The sequence below is a fragment of the Marinoscillum pacificum genome (assembly GCF_024714495.1).
Classification (GTDB): Bacteria; Bacteroidota; Bacteroidia; order Cytophagales; family Cyclobacteriaceae; genus Marinoscillum; species Marinoscillum pacificum.
The window spans coordinates 144,945-166,235 of the sequence record NZ_JAMZMJ010000005.1 but is presented as its reverse complement, the minus strand read 5'-3'; the positions used below and the strand labels follow the sequence as shown (position 1 = coordinate 166,235).

Annotated in this window: 18 protein-coding genes; 7 read left to right on the top strand and 11 right to left on the bottom strand. The window is 44.0% G+C overall.

Annotated features, from left to right (window positions below; genetic code table 11):
- The first annotated feature begins 68 nt into the window (after positions 1-68).
- The 7 genes from uxaC to NXS00_RS13700 are packed head-to-tail and all read left to right on the top strand — an operon-like array spanning position 69 to position 7,058.
- On the top strand, positions 69-1,475 hold the full coding sequence (gene uxaC / locus NXS00_RS13730; protein WP_258099790.1) for a glucuronate isomerase: 1,407 nt from the start codon (positions 69-71) through the stop codon (positions 1,473-1,475).
- 2 nt (positions 1,476-1,477) lie between these two features.
- Complete coding sequence (locus NXS00_RS13725) at positions 1,478-2,500, top strand: sugar kinase (RefSeq protein ID WP_258099789.1); 1,023 nt, start codon at positions 1,478-1,480, stop codon at positions 2,498-2,500.
- Positions 2,500-3,156 carry a bifunctional 4-hydroxy-2-oxoglutarate aldolase/2-dehydro-3-deoxy-phosphogluconate aldolase gene (gene eda, locus NXS00_RS13720; protein WP_258099788.1) on the top strand — a complete coding sequence of 219 codons (657 nt, stop codon included), beginning with the start codon at positions 2,500-2,502 and terminating at the stop codon, positions 3,154-3,156. The genes NXS00_RS13725 and eda overlap by 1 nt, the downstream gene beginning before the upstream one ends.
- On the top strand, positions 3,153-4,124 hold the full coding sequence (locus NXS00_RS13715; RefSeq protein ID WP_258099787.1) for a TRAP transporter substrate-binding protein: 972 nt from the start codon (positions 3,153-3,155) through the stop codon (positions 4,122-4,124). Before eda ends, NXS00_RS13715 begins: the two co-directional genes overlap by 4 nt.
- Complete coding sequence (locus NXS00_RS13710; protein ID WP_258099786.1) at positions 4,121-4,585, top strand: TRAP transporter small permease; 465 nt, start codon at positions 4,121-4,123, stop codon at positions 4,583-4,585. Before NXS00_RS13715 ends, NXS00_RS13710 begins: the two co-directional genes overlap by 4 nt.
- Complete coding sequence (locus tag NXS00_RS13705) at positions 4,572-5,867, top strand: TRAP transporter large permease (protein WP_258099785.1); 1,296 nt, start codon at positions 4,572-4,574, stop codon at positions 5,865-5,867. The genes NXS00_RS13710 and NXS00_RS13705 overlap by 14 nt, the downstream gene beginning before the upstream one ends.
- A gap of 12 nt (positions 5,868-5,879) precedes the next feature.
- Positions 5,880-7,058 (top strand): sialidase family protein, encoded by a 1,179-nt coding sequence (locus tag NXS00_RS13700; RefSeq protein ID WP_258099784.1) that lies wholly within the window; start codon positions 5,880-5,882, stop codon positions 7,056-7,058.
- A 365-nt stretch (positions 7,059-7,423) separates the two neighbouring features.
- On the opposite strand, the gene NXS00_RS13695 is transcribed toward NXS00_RS13700, so the two are convergent.
- From NXS00_RS13695 to NXS00_RS13645, 11 genes are all read right to left on the bottom strand, one after another.
- Positions 7,424-7,615 (bottom strand): hypothetical protein, encoded by a 192-nt coding sequence (locus NXS00_RS13695; RefSeq protein ID WP_258099783.1) that lies wholly within the window; start codon positions 7,613-7,615, stop codon positions 7,424-7,426.
- 379 nt (positions 7,616-7,994) lie between these two features.
- Positions 7,995-8,996: an IS110 family RNA-guided transposase gene (locus NXS00_RS13690; RefSeq protein WP_258099782.1), complete on the bottom strand. Its 1,002-nt coding sequence runs from the start codon at positions 8,994-8,996 to the stop codon at positions 7,995-7,997.
- Between the two features lie 769 nt (positions 8,997-9,765).
- Complete coding sequence (locus NXS00_RS13685) at positions 9,766-10,629, bottom strand: RnfABCDGE type electron transport complex subunit B (RefSeq protein WP_258099781.1); 864 nt, start codon at positions 10,627-10,629, stop codon at positions 9,766-9,768.
- Positions 10,630-10,790: 161 nt separating this feature from the next.
- The gene (locus NXS00_RS13680) at positions 10,791-11,648 is read right to left on the bottom strand and encodes a ferredoxin reductase domain-containing protein (protein WP_258099780.1); all 858 of its coding nucleotides are present in this window, start codon (positions 11,646-11,648) and stop codon (positions 10,791-10,793) included.
- An 11-nt stretch (positions 11,649-11,659) separates the two neighbouring features.
- Positions 11,660-11,854 (bottom strand): hypothetical protein, encoded by a 195-nt coding sequence (locus NXS00_RS13675; protein ID WP_258099779.1) that lies wholly within the window; start codon positions 11,852-11,854, stop codon positions 11,660-11,662.
- Between the two features lie 152 nt (positions 11,855-12,006).
- On the bottom strand, positions 12,007-12,585 hold the full coding sequence (locus tag NXS00_RS13670; protein WP_258099778.1) for an electron transport complex protein RnfA: 579 nt from the start codon (positions 12,583-12,585) through the stop codon (positions 12,007-12,009).
- On the bottom strand, positions 12,578-13,234 hold the full coding sequence (gene rsxE / locus NXS00_RS13665) for an electron transport complex subunit RsxE (RefSeq protein WP_258099777.1): 657 nt from the start codon (positions 13,232-13,234) through the stop codon (positions 12,578-12,580). The genes NXS00_RS13670 and rsxE overlap by 8 nt, the downstream gene beginning before the upstream one ends.
- Positions 13,231-13,902 carry an RnfABCDGE type electron transport complex subunit G gene (locus NXS00_RS13660; protein ID WP_258099776.1) on the bottom strand — a complete coding sequence of 224 codons (672 nt, stop codon included), beginning with the start codon at positions 13,900-13,902 and terminating at the stop codon, positions 13,231-13,233. Before NXS00_RS13660 ends, rsxE begins: the two co-directional genes overlap by 4 nt.
- A 97-nt stretch (positions 13,903-13,999) precedes the next feature.
- Positions 14,000-14,998 carry an RnfABCDGE type electron transport complex subunit D gene (locus NXS00_RS13655; protein ID WP_258099775.1) on the bottom strand — a complete coding sequence of 333 codons (999 nt, stop codon included), beginning with the start codon at positions 14,996-14,998 and terminating at the stop codon, positions 14,000-14,002.
- Entirely contained in the window at positions 14,991-16,364 is a 1,374-nt protein-coding gene (gene rsxC / locus NXS00_RS13650) for an electron transport complex subunit RsxC (protein WP_258099774.1), read from the bottom strand. Before rsxC ends, NXS00_RS13655 begins: the two co-directional genes overlap by 8 nt.
- On the bottom strand, positions 16,339-21,276 hold the full coding sequence (locus NXS00_RS13645) for a 2-oxoacid:acceptor oxidoreductase family protein (protein WP_258099773.1): 4,938 nt from the start codon (positions 21,274-21,276) through the stop codon (positions 16,339-16,341). The genes rsxC and NXS00_RS13645 overlap by 26 nt, the downstream gene beginning before the upstream one ends.
- Positions 21,277-21,291 lie beyond the last annotated feature (15 nt).

Below are 21,291 nucleotides of genomic sequence, written 5' to 3'. Positions count from 1 at the left end.
TTCTGAATTTCATACTTCTTCACACTAGGTTTTTTGCTACCTCCATTTCAATTAATTGACTTGTAATTATGAAAGATTTTTTAACGGAGGATTTCCTTCTTCAAAACGATACGGCAAAGAAGCTTTACCATGAGTTTGCTTCCAAAATGCCCATTATAGATTATCACTGTCACCTTTCTCCAAAAGATATTGCAGAGGACAGAGTATTTAAAAGTATTACCGAAGCCTGGTTGGAAGGGGATCACTACAAGTGGCGCGCTATGCGAACCAATGGTGTAGATGAAGAATACATTACTGGTTCCAAGCCAGACAAAGAGAAGTTTGTCAAGTGGGCGGAGACAGTGCCTGATACTTTGAGAAACCCGCTATATCATTGGACTCATTTAGAGCTTAGAAGGTACTTCGATATTCCAGATATTTTAAATCCGAAAACAGCCGAGTCCATTTACAATGAGTCTTCGGAAAAACTGAAGTCAACTCCATTTACTTGTCGCGGATTACTTCGCAAAATGAATGTGGAAGTGGTGTGCTCAACGGATGATCCAATAGATGATCTGAAGTATCACAAACAGGTGAAAAATGAAGGGTTTGAGATTAAGATCTTACCGACATTCCGTCCTGATAAGTTGTATGCTGTGGAAAATATCAATGCTTACACGGCTTATTTGAAGAATTTAAGTGAGGTGTCTGGAGTGGAAGTGGTCAATTTGGAGACTCTTTTGCAAGCAGCTCAAACAAGAGTGGAATACTTCCACGAAAATGGTGGTCGATTGTCAGATCATGGATTGGAGCAGTTGTATGATGTAGATTATTCTGCTGAACAGGCTGATGCTTCGTTGAAGAAATTGCTTTCAGGATCTGAGTTGTCCCTTGAGGAAACGCAGCAATTCAAAATGACAGTATTGTTTGAATTGAGTAAAATGTACCATGCAAAAGGATGGACGCAACAGTACCATCTTGGGGCAATTAGAAACAATAACCATCGCATGATGGGCATTTTGGGTCCGGATACTGGTTTCGATTCCATCGGTGACTTCTCTCAGGTAAAGGCATTGAGTAAGTTTTTGAATGCATTGGATTCTACAGATCAATTAGCAAAAACGATCCTTTACAATTTGAACCCAGCAGACAATGAAGCGATGGCCACTATGATAGGCAACTTCAATGATGGATCTATTCCAGGCAAGCTTCAGTATGGTTCTGCATGGTGGTTCCTGGATCAAAAAGATGGTATGGAGAAGCAGATCAACGCACTGTCCAATATGGGGATGTTGAGCCGGTTTGTTGGAATGCTAACAGATAGCCGATCATTCCTTTCCTATCCACGTCACGAATATTTCAGAAGAATCTTGTGTAATTTGATAGGAACAGATGTTGAAAATGGTGAGCTGCCGAATGACCTGGAATGGTTGGGAGCGCAAGTTCAGAATATCTGTTATTACAATGCACGCAATTACTTTGGCTTTTACGAATAACTATGGGAGCAGTAAGCACATTTGGTGAAATCCTACTTCGCTTGTCTACTGAGTCGAGCAAGCTATTTGCTCAGTCCGAGCGATTGGAACTGCATTATGGAGGCTCAGAGGCCAATGTTGCAGTGAGTTTGGCAAAGATGGGCGTGAATGCACGAATGATTTCTAAGTTGCCGGACAATGAACTCACAGAGCACGCATTGGCTACTTTTAAGCAACATGGAGTGGATACTCGCTTTGTTTACAAGGGTTCCGGTCGGTTTGGCTTGTATTTCCTGGAGCAGGGATCTGCGTTGAGAGGAAGTAAAGTGATCTATGACAGAGCGGAATCAAGTTTTGCTAAACTTGACCCGAAGGAATTTAACTGGAGTGAAGCTTTGGGAGGTAGCGAATGGCTGCATATCTCAGGTATCTCACCGGCTGTCAGTCAAAATGCTGCAGATGTGTGCCTGGAGGTAATCAAAATAGCTCGGTCTTTTAACATGACCATCTCCATGGATCTTAATTATCGCAAGAACCTATGGAGATATGGCAAGAAACCAGCGGATATCATGCCTGGTCTTGTTCGATATGTAGACGTGCTTTTAGGTGATCCGGCTACTGCCAATTTGATGCTAGGAACCAAAGTGCCAGTTAAGGAATACTATGGATCAGCAGATGATCTCAAAGAAAGCTACGATGCTTTGAAGCATGACTATAGCAATCTAAAATATATGGGGATGACCCTTCGTGAGGTGAAGTCTGCTAATCACAATATCGTAGGAGGTGCTATTTACCACGACGGTAAGATGTATGGCGCTAAGCCTGTAGAGGTTACTCCAATCATCGAACGAATAGGTGGTGGAGATGCCTTCATGGCAGGTATGATCTATGGTTTGATCAATAAGAAGGATCTCGACTATACCGTCAATTTTGCGACGATGGCTTCCGTCTTAAAAATGACTGTAGCAGGTGATTTTAGCCTCTTCACCAAAGAAGATATTGAGTCTTATATGGGAGGGAAGAACCTCGGAAAAATACAACGATAATGACATCTCAAGAACTAATTGATAAAGTACAAGAAACCGGAATTATTCCGGTATTTAGCCATGATGATCCTCAGACGGCTTATGATGTCGTGAAGGCATGCTATGATGGCGGAATAAGAGTGTTTGAGTTTACCAATCGTAGTGCAAAAGCCATTGATTCTTTTAGATATCTGGTATCTAAAAAAGCGGACTTTCCCGGAATGGCGCTTGGTGTAGGTACTATCATTGATAAGTCGCAGTGTGAGCAGTTTTATGAAGCCGGTGCGGAGTTTATCGTCGCACCTATTGTAGATGCTGAAGTTGCAGCTTACTGCAAAGAAAAAAATGTAGCCTGGACACCGGGTTGCGGAACCTTGACAGAACTCATCACAGCAGAGCGTCTTGGAGCAGTGCTGATGAAAGTCTTTCCTGCAGATGTGCTGGGCCCTAAGTTTATTAAAGGCGTATTAGGGCCATGTGGTCACCTGAATCTCATGCCTACAGGAGGTGTAACTCCTGAAAAAGACAATTTGGAAACCTGGTTTAGTGCCGGGGTGGTCTGTGTAGGTATGGGAAGTCAACTGATATCGAAAGAGATGATCAAGAATAAAGCATTTGAAGAATTGTCACAAGTAGTCAGGGATGCCCTCGCTACCGTCAAAGCCCTGAAAGCATGAGAAACCTGACCTTAGCCCTATTAATGATGATCGGTTTTTCGTGCACCCAACAAACGAAAACCAAAGAATTGAAACTAGCCCATGGACTTGATGTCTCTCATCCGGTCCATACCGGAATGGTCTTCATGGCCAAGAGATTGGAAGAGATTTCAGGAGGTCAGATGACCATGAAAATCTATCCTTCTGGCCAGCTTGGTAATGAAAGAGAATTACTAGAGCTTCTTCAGATCGGTAGTTTATCCCTCACTAAAGTATCTGCAGCTATTGTAGAGAATTTCGCTCCTAAGTTCAAAGTACTCGGTCTGCCTTATTTATTTGAAAGCTCTGAACACATGTACGAGGTGCTAGATGGACCAATCGGGGAAGGACTTTTGGAGGAAGGTGAAAAGTATCGTTTCAGAGGATTGTGCTATTACGATGCTGGATCTCGAAGTTTTTACACCAAAGAACGTCCAGTAGAAGCTCCTGCGGATCTGGATGGAATGAAAATCCGGGTGATGAAGAGTAACACGGCCATGAACATGGTCACAGCTTTAGGAGGTTCCCCAACACCGATTTCTTTTGGTGAATTGTATACAGCCTTACAGCAAGGGGTAGTGGATGGAGCGGAGAACAACCCTCCAAGCTTCTATTCCAGCAGACACTATGAAGTTTGTAAATATTACTCCCTAGACGAGCATACCAGTGTTCCGGATGTGCTATTAGTAAGTCTGGAGTGGTGGCAAAACATGACGCCACAGGAACAAGGCTGGTTGAAGCAAGCAGCTTTGGAGTCTGTACCTTTTCAGCGTGCCGAATGGGCCAAATCCGAAAAGGAAAGTCTGGAGAAAGTAGCTGCTGCGGGAGTAGAGATCATTCGTCCGGATAAGTCGAAGTTCACTGAGCAAGTGTCGTCAATTTATGAGGATTACAAAGGTCAGACGGAGCTATACGAATTGATTTTGAAGATAAAGGAAGAGGCAAAATGAGAGAAAGAATTGATAAAATACTCGGATCCATTGTTGCCTTCTTGATGGGCATCATGGTGTTGAATGTCTTGTGGCAGGTAGCCTCTCGTTATTTGCTGGGCTCGCCAAGTATTTTCACAGATGAATTAGCCAATTACTTATTGATTTGGGTGGGTTTGTTAGGAGCAGCTTATGCGTCTGGAAAGAAACTTCACCTGGCCATAGATCTGCTTCCGAATAAACTGGAAGGGAAGAGCAAACAGCGGCTTTCATTGGTCATTACATCATTGGTTGTGCTTTTTGTAGTAACTGTTATGGTGATAGGAGGAGGTCGTTTGGTGTATCTGACCTTGCTATTAGAACAGCTATCTCCAAGTTTACAGATCCCATTGGGTTATATATATATGGTTATCCCAATAAGCGGAATTTTCATCATTTATTATTCCATATCTAATTATTTGATTGACAATGGCACTAACTGAAGTATTAATCCTCGTATTAAGTTTCCTGGTGCTGTTGGCAATAGGTGTTCCTGTGGCCTATTCCATCGGATTATCCTCAGCACTCACTTTGATCATTTCCATGCCTTCGATTACTGCGTTCACCACGTTGGCGCAAAGAATGGCGACAGGGTTGGATAGTTTTGCCTTACTGGCGATTCCGTTTTTCGTACTATCTGGTCAATTGATGAATCGGGGTGGTATTGCCAGGCGTTTGGTTGATTTTGCAAAAGTATTGGTAGGGCCACTTCCTGGAGGATTGGCGTTTGTAAACATTCTGGCGTGTATGCTCTTTGGAGCAATATCTGGTTCAGCAGCAGCTGCCGCTTCGGCAATTGGTGGCTTCATGGGGCCAAGAATGGAAAAGGAAGGCTACAACAAAGAATTCAGTGCGGCTATTAATATAACAAGCTCCACTACAGGTTTGATTATTCCTCCAAGCAACATTTTGATCGTCTATTCATTGGCGAGTGGTGGTGTGTCAATTGCTGCGCTGTTCATGGCTGGTTATGTTCCAGGAATATTGCTTGGGGTTGCTTTGATGGCAGTTGCTGCTGTTTACTCCATGAAACGTGGCTATAAAGGAGATTCGAGAGAATCTTTGAAAGAAGGATTGAAGAAATTTTTAGCTGCTTTCCCAAGTTTGTTGCTTTTGATCATAGTGATCGGAGGGATTGTAGCCGGAATATTTACCGCTACCGAAGCATCGGCCATAGCTGTATTGTATACCCTAGTGCTTTCCATGATTTACAAGGAAGTCAAGATCAAAGATCTTCCGAAGATTTTGGAGGATTCCGTGCTAACAACGGCTATAGTGATGTTGCTAATTGGTACTTCTATGGGCATGTCCTGGGTGATGTCCTATGAGAACATTCCTCAGGAGGTAAGTAACCTATTGATTGGACTTAGTGACAATCCAGTGGTCATTCTGGTTATTATCAACTTGATCTTACTCTTCGTAGGAATCTTCATGGACATGACGCCTGCGGTTTTGATTTTCACTCCGATCTTCCTTCCTGTGGTGACTAAACTAGGAATGGATCCGATTCACTTTGGTATAGTGATGGTGTTGAATCTTTGTATTGGTTTATGTACGCCTCCAGTTGGTAGTGTCTTGTTTATTGGATGTAGCGTTGCCAATATTCGAATAGAGAAAGTACTCAAACCATTGATCCCACTGTTTATTACCATGATCGCAGTGCTGCTTTTAGTAACCTATGTGCCGGATTTGACACTTTGGTTACCTAGGGTATTTGGATTCTAATAGCGATTAGATATGAAGTTGCTGGGTGAAATAGGACTGTTAGTATTATGTCTTCTTTTCACCCTTTTTTCTTTTGCACAACAAACCCCTATATCTACAACAGTCCAATTGGATCCTTCTCAACCTGAAACCCTAGGTTTAGACTACTTGCCAGGAGTTGAGACGTACACAGTTTTTGCGCCAGATAGCGATGATCATAAATACAATCATGGAGTGGTCTTGTATCCGTTTAAGGACAAGCTCTATGCTATGTGGCAAAGTTCCTGGAGAGATGAAGATGCTCCCGAAACAAAGGTTTATTATAGCTACAGTGCAGATTTGATACATTGGAGTGAACCAACGCCTTTAACCAATGAATGGAATGAAGGGTTTACCACGAGCGGAGGCTGGTGGTCTCACGGAGATACGCTGGTGGCGTTTATCAATGTTTGGCCGGACTCGATTCAACCTAAAGGAGGTTTTACTCAATACATGCTGTCTACGGATGGAGTTAGCTGGAGTCAACCGGACTGGGTGCTTGGTGATCAGGGGAATCGGATTGCAGGAATCATCGAACAGGACTTAAGACAATTGACTTCTTCACGGTTGCTAACAGCTTTCCATGTGCAGACAGGATTGCATACGAAACCATATTACACTATTGATCCTTTGGGGATAACAGGATGGACTCAGGGAAACATGAATAACCTGCTATTCAAAGAAGAAATGAGTCGTGAGTTGGAGCCGAGTTGGTTTGTGCGAAAGGATGGAAGAGTGGTGATGATCTTTCGTGATCAATCAGGTAGCTTTCAAAAGCTCGCATCCATTAGTCATGATGGTGGAGAAAACTGGACGAACCCTGAACTGACGGATATTCCAGACTCACGTTCCAAACAGTCTGCTGGAAATCTTCCACATGGCACAGCATTCATGGTATTCAATCCATCCGGTAGCAAAACCAGAATTCCATTGGCCATTTATCTGAGTTCTGCTGGGGATGTTTTTGAGCAGGCCATTCTATTGAGAAGTGGATCACCAGATGACTTGCAGCCTTTGCGATATGAGGGCAAATACAAGAGAGTAGGTTACAGCTATCCTAAAAGTATAGTTTGGAAAGATCACGTCTATGTTGGGTACGCTACTAACAAGGAAGATGTGCAGATTACAGTTATTCCAATATCTGAATTAATTAAACTACAGGACCAGGAATAATCGCTTTCCTGCAGATGCAATCAATTCTATTTCCAGTTACCTCAATCTTCAGAATAAAATATTGAATTTGATTTTTTGGGAGAAATAAGTAATGGATTTCTGCGGATTATCAATTATGTAGTATTTAACGAAGTGCTTGTTTAGTTATTTATATCGTAACAAAATGATGTTATGATTATGTAAATAATTGTAAATACAACGTTTCATTGAAAACTATTATAAATACTCTTCGTACTTTTGCATAGATCATCATATAAAACTCAAAGACAACCATGAGCCAAATGAAAAACATCGCCATTGACAAATACTATCCCAGGAAGAATAGCTGGTGGAATAGTATGGTTACGAAGGTCTACCGAAAGGCTTTAAGCTTCATTGCCTGAATTGAAAATGTAGTTGATACTTTCCTGGATCACCTTATCCGCTCCATATCCAGATAATACTACAATTCCGCTTTCCATAGGAATATAGAATCGGTTGTCCCAATCTACTCCTGAGATAATCACCACACCACAATTGTTCAGGACAATGGTCAAAGCAAATACAACCCATTCCATTTTGTACTGCTATTAGGTTAATATGTCTAAATGCTGCATGTCGTTTTTGTCATACTATTTGACGGAAAAGTGATAGTTAACGATGTAAGGTGGTTCTACTTTTGTATTCATATATAGATGACGGTGAATTCTATATGTTACGGTTAAACATTGATCGGTGACCAGCTACAGTCGTGTCACCGATCATTCTTACTTGAACACACTTCTTTAATTCGATTTATACTGTTTGCAGACAGGTCTCAGCTTTCGTTGGGACCTTTTTTGTTTTCAACCCCCTTTAATCCCCCTTAAGGGGGAGAGGCTTTGGGTTAACCGTCATTCCTGCGTAGGCATGTATGCTCATATGCCATGTTTTTACCCGTCCCGATATTCTTATGGATTAGACAAGGTTAATATTGTAATTTTTTTGATTTAATCTGTTGTCACGAACTAGAGCAAAAATTCTATTGATCAGTTTTGCCCTTACCGCATTAATCACAGTCATTTTATTTTTTCCTTCAGCAACTTTCCGTTCAAAATAGTCTTTAAACTCTCCTTTCATTTTTATTGCTGAGAGGGCTGCCATATGGAACATTTTTTTCAAGTCCATATTGGTCTTAAATGAGGTTTTTCGCCTAGATCTTTGACTGCTACCTGATTCGAATGAAAAAGGAGCTACCCCTACGTGACAGGCAAATTTCCGTCCAGAGCTAAATTTGACAAATCCACCAGTAGCTATTATTGTTTTAATAGCTACTTGATCACCTATTCCACCAATTGAAGTAAGGATCACCTTTTGATTTGCCAGTTTTTCACTACTCTCCAAAATTTGCTTAATCTGTTTATCTATTTCTTTAATCAATTCTGACAAAGAATTTACCTGCTTTTTAAGACGCTTACTTCTGGCTTTATAAAGCCCTTCATCGATAAACCCTTTTAAATCCTTTAATTGTGTCTTGTATTTAGCACGTTCTTTAATAAATAATTCTCGCTCGCTGGATAAAGATCTAATTGACTCCAGTTTCTCATCTTCAATTCTTTGTCTTTCTGCTTTGTCCTGATACCTTTTAGCATAATCAGCAATTCGAATTGCATCAACCTTATCATTCTTATATCTGGTAACTCCTGACCTCTGCTTGATTTCTGCACCCCCTTCAATCCATAGATAATACCCCTTTTCTAAGCATGCCTTACGTAGCGGGTAGCAATAATGCCCAGTATGCTCTGCACAAATCAATAACCTATTTATATCTATCCTTTTTGAAAGACTTTTGAAAAATCTTAGGATCGATTCTGATCTATTTTCAATTCTAAAACTTTCCACTTCCGCATCTTGCGTAATCAACGCAATATCCAGGGTTAACTTACTTACATCGATACCGATTACTGATTCAAAATTCATAGTTTTAGGATTAGATAATTGAAGTAAAAGAGCCTTTACCTAATAACCTTAACAGGTTTGTCTGATATCTTATACAGGTCTTGGTTCTTGAATCCTGTCAGTCCCAAATATCGGGTTAGATCCTTAACATCTAAAGCTATCGCTGGGTCGCTGGCAGGTCTTCAATTATAACTACAAAACATTGATTTCTTCAAAGGACAAACCTAAGGTAACTATCGGGACTGGTCGGGTAGCCATGGCATTTTTCAACGAATCGTCATTCCCTAGCCGGGTGCCCTGCGAAGCTTGCCTGCCGGGGTAGGGCAGGAATCCCATAAAGCAGTAAAGTGTATTCTCATTTCAGTGAGATTACTTTATCATGCCTATTCAGGCTTGTTCGTAATGACGTAGGGGTGTTGATTAGGTCCTGAAGATTTCCACTCTCTTAATGGACTCCTGGCAAGGGAGGTTAATTAATGAACTGATTTAGTGATTTTGAATGGCCTTGAATAATTTTCTAAAAGAAATTCGGCCAATGAAAATTGTTTTGAATCCACTGTCTGACCGAAGGGATCGGGTCGCCGGTGCGATTTTGGATTCATTGTCTGAATGGACCGAATTTCAGGAATTTATTCACAGCCTTGATTTTTTTGCTTCGTTTTTGCATCAAGGCAAAAATGAAGGGTCAAAATATCCTGAGCCCCAGGCTCTTTAAATAGCTTTCACTCGGTACAACCGAGCTACTGTTGCAGTAAAACATGACATATATAGGACTATCGGACATAGTCCGTCAACTCCCAGCCATCTCCAACTTCCCTTGGCGAATGATTTTCTTGCTTTCAGCGCCTTTGGTGACTGAGCCGTCGTTGTTTTGCCAGACAATTGCGCCCGTAGGGCAGCGCTGAATGGCAGCTATGGATTGTTGTCCCATGCTATAATCGATGATTGGAATGTTTTGCTGGATGCTGATGATGCCCGGTACATCCATGGCGCATTTGCCACAAGCCGTACAGCCTACCGCACAGTCTTCCAGTACCGCATCGCCATGTTCCAGGTTCTTACAGGCCACCCACAGATGGTTCTTCATCGGTTGGATGGAGAAGAGGTCTTTTGGGCAGGTCTCCACACAGTCGCCGCAGGCGGTACATTTGTCCAGATCTACTACCGGTAAGCCATACTGGTTCATGTGGATGGCATCAAAGTCACAGGATTTTTCACAATCCCCAAAACCAAGGCAGCCCCAAAAGCACCCTTTGCCGCCCCCGGATACCAACGAGGCTGCCTTACAACTTTGAAGACCCTTATACTCCGCTTTGTTTCTGGCCACATTAATTCCTCCGGCACAGGCAAGTCGTGCCACTTGTTTGTCCTCACTACCCAGCGCCACCCCCAGGTAGTTGGCAATTTGTTCTCTGGACTCATCACTGCTTACGGTACACTTACCAGGCAAGACCTTCCCAGACACCAGCGCCTCAGCAAACGGTCGACATCCGGGGTAGCCACATGCACCACAGTTTGCATGTGGGAGCATATCATCTACCTGATCTATTCGAGGGTCTTCGTATATATATAGCTTCTTATTCGCCACCATTAGCATGATGGCCAGCAGCAATGTAAGACCTCCTAGTGTACCTAAAGCAATGAGAACAATCATGATTTCTTTAGTTTATGAGCAATAATTCAATTTGGCAGTCTGTTAGGAAGTTAAGACCTCTTAAAAAAAGTCCTTCTCCTTCGAGGAGAAGGATTTAGGATGAGGATAGTCAAAGCAATTCCCTTAACTTCCTGACACAGTCGAATATCAATTTCTTATTCCTAATAAATAATCTCTGCCCATTTCTTACCAGCAATCAGTTCTGCTTTACGCAATAGCCATTTCTCATTGGATTGCATGATGGTCGAAAAGGCTTTGTCTAGCAACTCTTTTACTTGCTCATAACCAGCCAAATAGATGTACGTATTGGTTTGGTTGAGCATTTCCAAAATGTCTTTGGTGCGATCTGTTAGGGCTTCTTCCAGTGCAATAGGATCATTCATGTGTGGTCTTGGGCTTAGTGCCTGAATGGCTTCAAAAGTTTCCTGATCGTAGTAGTTCTTTAAGTCATCCTCCTGGTCATTCATGTAGAGCACTTCTAGACCACTTTTAGCGCCATAAAACAGTTTGATTTTGCCTTCCCAATCTTTCACATTGTGGTAGATGTGTTTGATGAAAGCACGGAATGGAGCAATGCCTGTACCCATACCGATGAGGATCAAGTTTGCAGTTTTGTCTTCAGGAACCTCAAAAGGAAGTCCGTGAGGTCCTGTTAATAAAATACGATCTCCAGGTTGACGATCACAAAGGAAACTGGACGCTACGCCTGGGTACTGCTCACCGCTAAATTCGTCCACATAAGCACATCGTTTGACCAGCATTTTCAAAGTCTGCTTACCTGATTTTTTGTCTGGCAAATCAGCGACGCTGTATAGTCGGTGATGAAACGAAGTGCCAAACTCACTTTCGTGTGGCACCAATACCCCAAAACTTTGATCGACTGCACAGTCAAAGTTTGGTTCCTGAACTTCCAGCGTGATTTCTCTTATTTCATCAGCTTCTGCTGGTGTGAGTCTTTTGGACTGCTTCACCTTAGCATGAAAATGTGGGCGTTGATCTAGATCTGCTAAATGTGACATGATTGTATTTGTTAATGTTTTTGATGCAATTGTGCTTTGATACTACAGGTCCCTGAGCACGTACAGTTTCCACAACTGTCACGTCCTGCCAGGGCATCATCGTTCACCACATCTTCAGGGAAAGCCTGCTTCCAAAATCGCTGAACGATGCTCCAAACAAGCATGAGCGAAACAATGACAACTACTGATGTAATGAGTGATGACATATGCTTAGTTATTTGTCAAAGATTTTCTTATTGATAATCTCCCTTAATTCTATTCTTTCAATTTTCTTCACCTTTTCATCCTTTAATTTCCTTTAGGGAATGCGAAGAAATCAATTTGCTCCCTTTAGGGCTAGGGGCAATCAAATTGATTCCTATCCTCCTAATCCTGAAAATCCCATAAAAGACAGAGACAGTATACCGGCAATCAACAGGGTGATGACCGTTCCTTTGACCACCTTCGGTGGACTGGCAAAATCTAATTGTTGTCGAATGCCTGCCATAAGAACCAGTGCCAGGGTGAACCCAATTCCTGCTCCCAAAGCATAGACCAGACTTTGTAAGAAGCCGTAGCCTTTGTTGGTTTGGAATAGCGCTAAACCTAAGATGGCGCAGTTGGTAGTGATCAATGGTAGGAAGATTCCCAATGCCCGAAATAGGGCAGGGCTCATTTTCTTCACAAACATCTCCACCAATTGCACGGTGGAGGCAATCACTACGATATAGCTGATCAGTTGCAAGAATGGAGCGTCAATGGCTACCAACAGTGTATTGATGCCATAGGCACACATGGAGCTGATTAGCATCACAAAGGTCACCGCGCCACCCATTTTACTCGCGGTATCTAGCTTACCTGATACTCCGAGAAATGGACAGATGCCCAGGAAGTACGCCAATACGAAGTTGCTGATCAGACTGGCATTGATGAAGATGTACCATAATGACTCATCCATGATTTCTCCTTTCTTTCAAAATGTTGAACAATAACAGCCATAGGGCCAAAGTGAAAAATCCTCCTGCCGGCAAGATCATGACAATCCATTCCTGGAAATTGGCTGAAAAGATGCTAAATCCTAGTATAGAGCCATTTCCAAGTAGTTCTCTGACCGCTCCGAGGCTGAATAGTGCCAGCACAAATCCCAAACCCATGCCTAGTCCGTCAAGTATCGAGGGAATTACAGTGTTCTTAGAGGCGAAAGCTTCTGCTCTGCTGAGTATCAGACAGTTGACCACTATCAATGAGATGAATGCTCCAAGGCTTTTGTGCAAATCGACACTGATGGCTTGAATGGCATAGTCTGTCATGGTCACAAACGTGGCAATGATCAGGATATAACTGGCTATCCGTACCTCTTTAGGGATTACATTTCGAAGGAGTGATACCAGTATGTTGGACATCATCAGCACGAAAGTCGTAGCAAAGCCCATGGCCAGTGCATTTTCAGCAGTGTTGGTTACCGCCAAAACCGGACACATGCCCAGTACCTGCACAAAAATCGGATTGTCTTTCCAGATCCCTTTGAGAAACTCATTGGTAGATGGACTTTCTGCCAGCGTGGTAAAAAAGCTCTTTTGTTTCGGTTCTTTGACTAGCTGGCTCATTTTCCTTGATTTTGGATAACACTTAGGTTCTTCTGAATGACCGCAAGCCATTCATTGGTGCTCGCATTGAGCATGACTCCAATAGCTCGTGACGAAATGGTCGCACCCGTAATTCCATCTATTTCCCATGGATTTTTCTTTTCACCATGCTTTACCGTTACCACGGCATTGTTGAGTGAGCCGCTAGAGCTAATGGATACATCCAGTTCCGCAAAATTTTCCAGGAAGCTGGGGTCCTTTTCGATTTTATCACCAAGTCCAGGTGTTTCCTTGCTTTCCAGCACATAAAATCCAATGATTTGTTCTTTTACAGGATCATACCCGTAGAGGACCTTGATAACATCTGCATAGCCTCTTCCGGCTGCTTCTATGGCTACTCCAATCAATTGACCAGCATCATCATAGCCAGCAAATACGGGAACCGCATTTTCTGTCCACTCAGTGGAAATGTGATGATCTGCATCAATGTAAAACTCAACAGTAGAAGTGGAGCCAGGCAATACATAAACAACTGCCTGTTGCAGGGCTTCATCTTTCAAATGGGCAATTCGCTCGGCGGTTCCTTCATAGGTCAGTACGATCAGCAAAGCACACAATGCTCCCAGACCACCCATGACCTGAATCATTTTGGAGCTTTGTGTTTGTGGTTTGGTTGCTACAGTACTCATGCTAGTTGTCGTTTTTGCTTTTATCTCTGAAGTTGGTCATTTGCTTGTTAGTCATTTTTGGGCATTAACAATTCTCTATAATTGGGTTGAGCACTGCTCAAGTACCATAAACACGGTTTTGAGTGAGTTTGTCAATGTGAGGGGACACTGCATTGGCCAACAAGATGGCATACATCGCGCCTTCCGGCAATCCACCCCATATGCGTATGACTACAATTAAGGATCCGATCAATATTCCATAAATCACCACTCCCAAAGAGGTTAGTGGAGAGGCGACCATGTCAGTTGCCATGAATACGGCTCCCAGCATTAGCCCACCTGAAAACACCATGAACGAGCCCGAAGGATAAACTTCCGGATTGATCAGGTGGAGGGTGGCGCTGAATACGTATACGGTTCCAATCACCGCAACAGGGATTCGCCAGTTGAGCATCTTTCTGCTTGCCAGGTAAATGCCTCCCAACAGGATCAGTAAGGCATTGGTTTCTCCAGCAGAGCCACTAACCATTCCCACAGCCAGGTCTAAGGAGTCAGCCACTACGCCATCAAACTTAAAAGCAGAAAGTGGAGTGGCACCCGATACGGCATCATAGGTTGGTTTCATAAATGGTAAGGCCAACACAGATGATGAGATCTCAGTGAACCGATGTGGGATAAATGAAGTGGACCAGGTAGTAATGGCCACCGGAAAGGCTGCTTGTAAGACAGCTCTTCCTACCAGTGCAGGATTAAAGGAGTTGTTGCCCAATCCTCCAAAGACATACTTACCCAGGGCGATGGCAATCACTCCGCCTAAAAACGCCATCCACAATGGAAAGGAGGGTGGGAGTGTCATCCCCAGCAATAAACCGGTGATCACCGCTGACCAGTCTCCAACAGTTGAGTCTTTATGAGACCACTTGCACAGCATGTGTTCGGTGAGCATGGCTGCCATGGTCGTACTTGAAATCAGTAAGAATGCATCCAAGCCGAATGCATACACTGCATAGCCCACAGCTGGCAACAGGGCGTATACCACATTTTGCATGATCTGCGTGGTGGTCAACCCTTTGGTCAGGTGAGGAGAGGTGCTGATATGTAAGGTCTTGTTAAGCATTGGTTAGTTGTTTTTTAGCTGCTCGCTTTCTTACAATCGATTTGGAAATGCGGAAGTACTGCACCAATGGAATGTGTGACGGACACACATAAGAGCATGATCCACATTCGAAGCAGTCCATGAGATGGTATTCGTCCGCCATCAGGTCATATGCTTCGTTTTTGGCCAGTATGCCAAGCTTGGACGGGTTGAGCGAAAGCGGACAAGCATCTACACAAGCAGCACACTTGATGCATGGGTACTCTGGTTGATCGGTGGTTACCTGCTTTTCAGAAAATACCACTACACCAGATGTTCCTTTGGTGACACTGATATCCAGATTGCTCACCGCAACACCCATCATTGGGCCACCCATATACACTTCTTTGATGGTGCCTTCCACACCCACTTCTTCCAGAATGTATCGGAGAGGAGTGCCTATTGGAATCAGGTAGTTTCCTTTCTTCTTCACGCCAGGCCCGGTAATGGTGATTACGCGTTCCTGAATGCCTCTTCCATGAGGTAATAATCGCCCGATCTCCGCTGTAGTCGCCACGTTGATGACCACTACATTCACATCAATTGGCAATCCTCCGGAAGGAACCTCTACTCCCAAAACACTGGTGATGAGCATTTTTTCTGCTCCTTGTGGGTATTTCACAGGCACTACCCGCACTTCCAGCGGAAGGTCATCAGGTATTCTAGATTTCAAAAAGTCTGCCGCATCTTGCTTGTTGGCCTCTATTCCAATTATGGCCTTTTGAGCTCCCGTGGCTTTCATCACGTAGCGTACTCCCGTGAAGATGTCCTCTGGTTGTTCCAGCATCACGCGATGATCAGTGGTCAGGAAGGGTTCACATTCTACACCGTTGAGTAGCAACGTGTCACAATGCTTTCCTTTTGGAATTTTGAGTTTGACATGCGTAGGAAACGCAGCACCTCCCAAACCCACGATTCCTGCATTCTGGATGCCCTGAAGAATTTCTTCCGGCGAACTGTCCAGCGGCACAGGTGTTCCTTCGATCACCTCCTGGCTGGAACCTTCCAGACTCTGCAGGAATATCCCGGGAGTCATTTTTCCCGAGATGGTGGGTACATTGGCTATCTTTTTGAGCACACCAGTCACTGGTGCATGTAATGGAACGGACATCATGCCATCAGCTTCTGCTAGCAGCTGTCCACGGACCACTTGCTGACCTTCTCTCACCAGGATTCGGGATGGTTTACCCAAATGCTGTGAAGTTGGTAGGGTGATCACCGGAGCAAAAGAGAATTGTCTAATGGCCAGGCCATTGGTTTCATCCTTGTGCTCCGGTGGATGTACACCGTGTTTAAACGTATTTCTGAATCGACTAAACACTTCAATTGTACTTTTCAGCCCTAGCAATCAACTTGGTTAGATCACCTTTTGCATCAGCAGCAGGGAGTCCTGGGTGGATCACACCAGCAGTACATTTCTCAGCTGCTTTTACAAAGTCTTCAAATGGACCACCATTCGGGTCTTTTATAATCGCTTTTTTGTCTTCGTTGTAGGCAAAAATCTTTGAGTTGATCTTCATGCACTCGTCACATGCAGTACATTCGGAAGTTTCCAACCATGGCTTCAGTGAAGGAGCAGCGGCAGTTTCTTCCTGTGCTTCTCCGTTGGCTTCAGCCACTGGCTCGTCTATTACCAGGCTTCCCAATTCGCCATCACCAGCCAGTTTCATCAATCCCTGAGCGATTTTACCGACCACTTCTTTTCTCACTCTTGCTTCCACATCCTCTTGAGGTTGTTCCTCTTCTTTCACGCCTGCAAGGTCTTTGAGTAATAGCCAGAAATCTCTGCGCTCTTCACAAGAATCTACGATTGGTTTAGCTACCATCACGCGAGTCAGTTCTTGTTTTCTGTTCACTGCCCAGATGAATGGGAACTTACCAATTCGATCCTCTACAGATAATTCCAGGAATTTCGCTAATGGAATCATGTTGTCATTCCAGGTGTCTCTTGGTGCATTGCGGAAGTGTTTTCTGAAGCGAGCTTCAGTTATCGCAAAGTCCGCAAACGTCATGGCTACTTCCATCGTTTTCTGACGACCATTCTCCAAATATTTCAATTCATAAGTTGGCCAGATGTCAGTAATCGCCGGGTTACCAGTCAGGTCAAAGGCATCTGCTGTTTTGATTCCGTTTTCAGGATTGTATTTGAATACCGGATACGCTCTGGATTCAACAGCCAGTTTGGCTTGTGTAGACCCCAAATCATCCGCTACACCATGTTCAGGTTGACAGGTGGTATACAAGTTGAAAAGGGCAGGTCTACGTGCCATCAGTCCATCGATGAATCCTTCGATCATGTGCGAAGTGTTGGACAAGGTGCCTTGCAGTACGTAGGTATTGCGGTGAGCCATGGCAATCAAACCAATTTCCTTTCTAGGCTCTGGTTTTCCTTTCCACACTTTACCATACTGCGCCATATCAGATACCTGACCAATGAATCCAGAAGTACATGCCTGACCACCGGTGTTGGAGTAGACTTGTGTGTCCACCACAATCACTTTGATCGGTTTGCCCGATGCCATCAGTCTGGATAGGTTTTGGAATCCAATGTCATACATCGCGCCATCACCACCTAGAGAGACTACAGGAGGGCACAGGTGCCACTCTTCATCGGTAAACTGCTGCCAGGTGAAGTAGGTGAAGAAGCTGTCATGTTCTGCAGGATTGTAAGTGCCGCTTAGCTCCATTTCGGCTTTGCGAATCGCCTTAAATCCATCTGCCATCTTGCTCATGTGACCTTCAAAGAGTCCCATTGCCACGGACGGACTATCCTGGAACAGATGATTGGCCCAAGGGAATGGATACGGGTTGAATGGGTAAGTACTTCCCCAAACACTGGTACATCCAGTGGAGTTGGTCATCCCCATATTGGCTCGTCCACGTCCTGTAGTGCCCACTTCATAGCGATCACGCAAATTTTTCAGTTGGGCAAGGTTCTGAGTGACTCTACGCAACCAGTCTTGATCTATCGGTTCACCACCAGCGTCGGATTCTAGTTTGCTGGTGATGTCTGCCATTGTCAAATCTTTGTTGGCACTAACCGATAGGATCTTGCTTATCGAATCTGGGTCAGTCACTTTTACGCTTTGCAACAACTCTGACTGAATATGATTCTCAAGTTTGGATATCAGGTCATTGATTTTGGCTAGATGCTTTTTCACTCTTGGCTGCATCAACGACTCTACTGTTGCCACAAATAAGTGGACGACAGATTTTTCACTACAACCCAGACATGCACCATCTCCACTAGCGAAGCTGGTATAGGCGTCTTTGTTGAGAAGTATGGTCTCTAATGGACCAATTTTTTCTTCCAGATCGTCTATGCGATTGTACTTTTCAGGAGTATTTGGTAGGTCATTCCAGAAGTCCCAGTCTTGACGAAGTGTAGCGATAGTGCCTTCTGTTTGGATGACAGGACGCAATGCATCATCGTTACAAACCTTGATACATTCCATACAGCCTTTACAGGTGTTTGGATTGATGGTGAGGCTGAATAGACCGCCGCTTCCTTTTTCTTTTTTCTCCCGTACGTGATAGTATGGACGAGTTAAAGCGAAGTTGAATTCACCAAGCTCTTCACGGAACCAACCAAATTCTTTAGCGAACACTGGATCAGACTCTGCTTTGATCATTTCATCAATTGTGTCCTGAATGAGGTTGTTAACCGTAGCGTCACCGTGAGGTTGATCAAACAATTCACGAACAGTGCTTTCCATTTTGCGAACCGCTTTTGGTAAATGGGTTAGCTGTGGATGTTCGCGTTTTACTTTTTTCACGACAGTGTCTAGCACATCGCCCAGATCACTTACCAATCCAGGGATTGCGGTATCTGGACATATGGTGTAACAGTTACCACAGGCCGTACAATTGTTTGGAACCCATTCCGGGTGCTCAAAACGAATGCCGGTCATGTCGCGGAACAGGGATGTGCTGGCAGGAATCACACTCAAACCAATGAAAGGATCGGTGATGTTGTCATTTCCTTTTCCATCCAGATAGAAACTTCCGGTTTGTTCCCAGAAACGGTGGATATCTGTCAGCTTGCTTTGGCTCTTTGGAAGCTCGGTGACCATTCTTGGAATAGGTAACAGCGCTTTGCCATCAGGTTTTTTAGTTTCTGTGGAGATGACTTTGTTGGTGATTTCTTTCACTTCATCAAAACCTCTTCGCACCACACGCATGTTGTCATCAACCACTCGCTGACCTTTAGAGCCAAACTTGTGCTGCAGCTGATCTTCGATGGCTTTCAGTAAAGTCTCTTCGGTCAACCCTGCAGTTTGCATCAAAGGAGAAGCGGAGAAGAATGCACCCTGGAAGGCGATACCTTGCATTCTGAGTTGTAGCTCAGGATCTGTGGCTTCTTCACGAGCAATGTTGAATCCATCTACATAGAACACATGGATTTCATTGTCGATAATCAGTTTTTGATAATGTTTAGGAATGTCGTTCCAAACATCTTCTTGTTTTTTCTTATCACTTTGGATGATGAATACACCACCTTTTTTCAAGCCAGCAATGGCATTGGTGTGTTTGAATACGTTCGGATCTGGAGATAATACCACGTCCACGAAATTGTATTCACAGTTGACTTTAATTGGTTCTGGAGCTGCCACCAAATAGTAAGTAGTTGGCTGACCTTTTTTCTCTGAACCGTATTTTGGGTTGGCTTTGATATCATACCCCAACAAATCGAAGAGGGTCATAGCCATGTTCTTGCCTGTAGTAATCATACCCCAGCCACCTATGGAGTGGAAACGAACCGTAATCGAATTTGGAGGCATTAGGTTAGGATTCTCAGATCCCTTCACTGCCAACTCTTTGACTTTAGGGTAGGACTCCATGATGGTTTCCTGGTGTGCGCGTTGTTTCGCTGTGAAAGCATTCTCTCGAATGAAGTCAATGGATAGGTAGAATTGCTTTTTGTGCTTGCCATCAGGAAGCATGTTTTCTACTGCTCCGATGATGCCTTCAGGTTGCAAGTCACGGCTACCCATACCGAATGATCCAGAGTATATCGCCGGAACATCTTTCGGTTGATAGGTATCTAACTCTGGGTAAGGACGATTCTTCTTGTCTATGCCATTTTCCAGACATTTGGTAATCACAGAGCGCACTTCACGTGCAATAGGAGCGTCCACTGCAAGTGGTTGATCCAGACGTTCCAGGATAACGACTCCTTTTTTACCTTTTAAGATTTCACTTATCAAATCAGCAGGGAATGGTCTGAACATGACGAGATCTACCACACCCACTTTGAGTCCCCGTGTTTTTCTAAGGTAGTCGACAACTGCTTCGGCACTTGGTACCACACTGCCCTGACCAAGGATCAAGTAATCCGCGTCATCAGCCCTGTAAGTCATCACACGGCTATATTTACGCCCTGTCAGCTGATAGTACTCATTGAAAGCCTGATCCGCCAATCCCTGAATGTGATCAAAGAAGAATGGACGCTGTGCAGCCACACTTTGCATGTAGGCATCCTGGTTTTGAACAATACCAGCCATCACCGGATTGTCCACATCCCAAAGCTCTGGAATTCGTCTACGGGTATCACCATAGATCATGCGCTGAGCAGGTGTAGGAGTTTCAATAATGTCATCAGGTCGGCCCAGATATTCTTTGATCAAATCTCTTTCTGGGACATTTAAAGACTCTATTAGGTGAGTAGTTAGGAAGCCATCTTGAGCGATTGCTCCAGGAGTTAACGCCAACTCGGCAATTCGGTGAGTGATGATGTTTAAATCCGCAACGTGCTGAGCGTTTTTGGCAAACATCTGAAAGAAACCGGTATCATCTATCGCATGGTAATCGTCATGTCCTGCATGTACATTGAGTGTTGATTTGGTCATGGCCCGTGCACCAATATTCAATACATAAGTAAGCCGCTTTCCAACAGCGGCATATAGTGATTCGTGCATGTAGGCAATCCCTTGACCGGAAGAGAAGTTAGCAGCACGCTGACCAGTCATTGATAGACCGGCCGTAACAGCTGCTGCTGCGTGCTCACCTTCCGGCTCAATGAATATGAGGGGTTTATCAGAGATGTTTAAGTGGCCATTGGCCGCTTCTTCTGCCCAGTATTCACCCATCTGCGTGGATGGAGTGATTGGGTAGGCACCTGCAGCATCGGAGGACTCACGCTCACACATGATGGCGGCCGTGTTGCCATCCAATGCCATTCGTTTACCAGGATATTTGAATTGTTTTGAAGAATCTTTCATGATGAATTGCTCTATTACGTCTATTATTCGTCCTTTCACACTGTTCCTTAGTGA

Coding starts and splice junctions, on each gene's coding strand:
- NXS00_RS13690 (WP_258099782.1), bottom strand. CDS start 8,996: ATGAATTTTGAATCAGTAATCGGTATCGATGTAAGTAAGTTAACCCTG.
- NXS00_RS13670 (WP_258099778.1), bottom strand. CDS start 12,585: ATGGATGAGTCATTATGGTACATCTTCATCAATGCCAGTCTGATCAGC.
- NXS00_RS13725 (WP_258099789.1), top strand. CDS start 1,478: ATGGGAGCAGTAAGCACATTTGGTGAAATCCTACTTCGCTTGTCTACT.
- NXS00_RS13705 (WP_258099785.1), top strand. CDS start 4,572: ATGGCACTAACTGAAGTATTAATCCTCGTATTAAGTTTCCTGGTGCTG.
- NXS00_RS13680 (WP_258099780.1), bottom strand. CDS start 11,648: ATGTCACATTTAGCAGATCTAGATCAACGCCCACATTTTCATGCTAAG.
- NXS00_RS13685 (WP_258099781.1), bottom strand. CDS start 10,629: ATGATTGTTCTCATTGCTTTAGGTACACTAGGAGGTCTTACATTGCTG.
- NXS00_RS13675 (WP_258099779.1), bottom strand. CDS start 11,854: ATGTCATCACTCATTACATCAGTAGTTGTCATTGTTTCGCTCATGCTT.
- eda (WP_258099788.1), top strand. CDS start 2,500: ATGACATCTCAAGAACTAATTGATAAAGTACAAGAAACCGGAATTATT.
- NXS00_RS13660 (WP_258099776.1), bottom strand. CDS start 13,902: ATGAGTACTGTAGCAACCAAACCACAAACACAAAGCTCCAAAATGATT.
- NXS00_RS13700 (WP_258099784.1), top strand. CDS start 5,880: ATGAAGTTGCTGGGTGAAATAGGACTGTTAGTATTATGTCTTCTTTTC.
- rsxE (WP_258099777.1), bottom strand. CDS start 13,234: ATGAGCCAGCTAGTCAAAGAACCGAAACAAAAGAGCTTTTTTACCACG.
- NXS00_RS13710 (WP_258099786.1), top strand. CDS start 4,121: ATGAGAGAAAGAATTGATAAAATACTCGGATCCATTGTTGCCTTCTTG.
- NXS00_RS13655 (WP_258099775.1), bottom strand. CDS start 14,998: ATGCTTAACAAGACCTTACATATCAGCACCTCTCCTCACCTGACCAAA.
- uxaC (WP_258099790.1), top strand. CDS start 69: ATGAAAGATTTTTTAACGGAGGATTTCCTTCTTCAAAACGATACGGCA.
- NXS00_RS13695 (WP_258099783.1), bottom strand. CDS start 7,615: ATGGAATGGGTTGTATTTGCTTTGACCATTGTCCTGAACAATTGTGGT.
- NXS00_RS13715 (WP_258099787.1), top strand. CDS start 3,153: ATGAGAAACCTGACCTTAGCCCTATTAATGATGATCGGTTTTTCGTGC.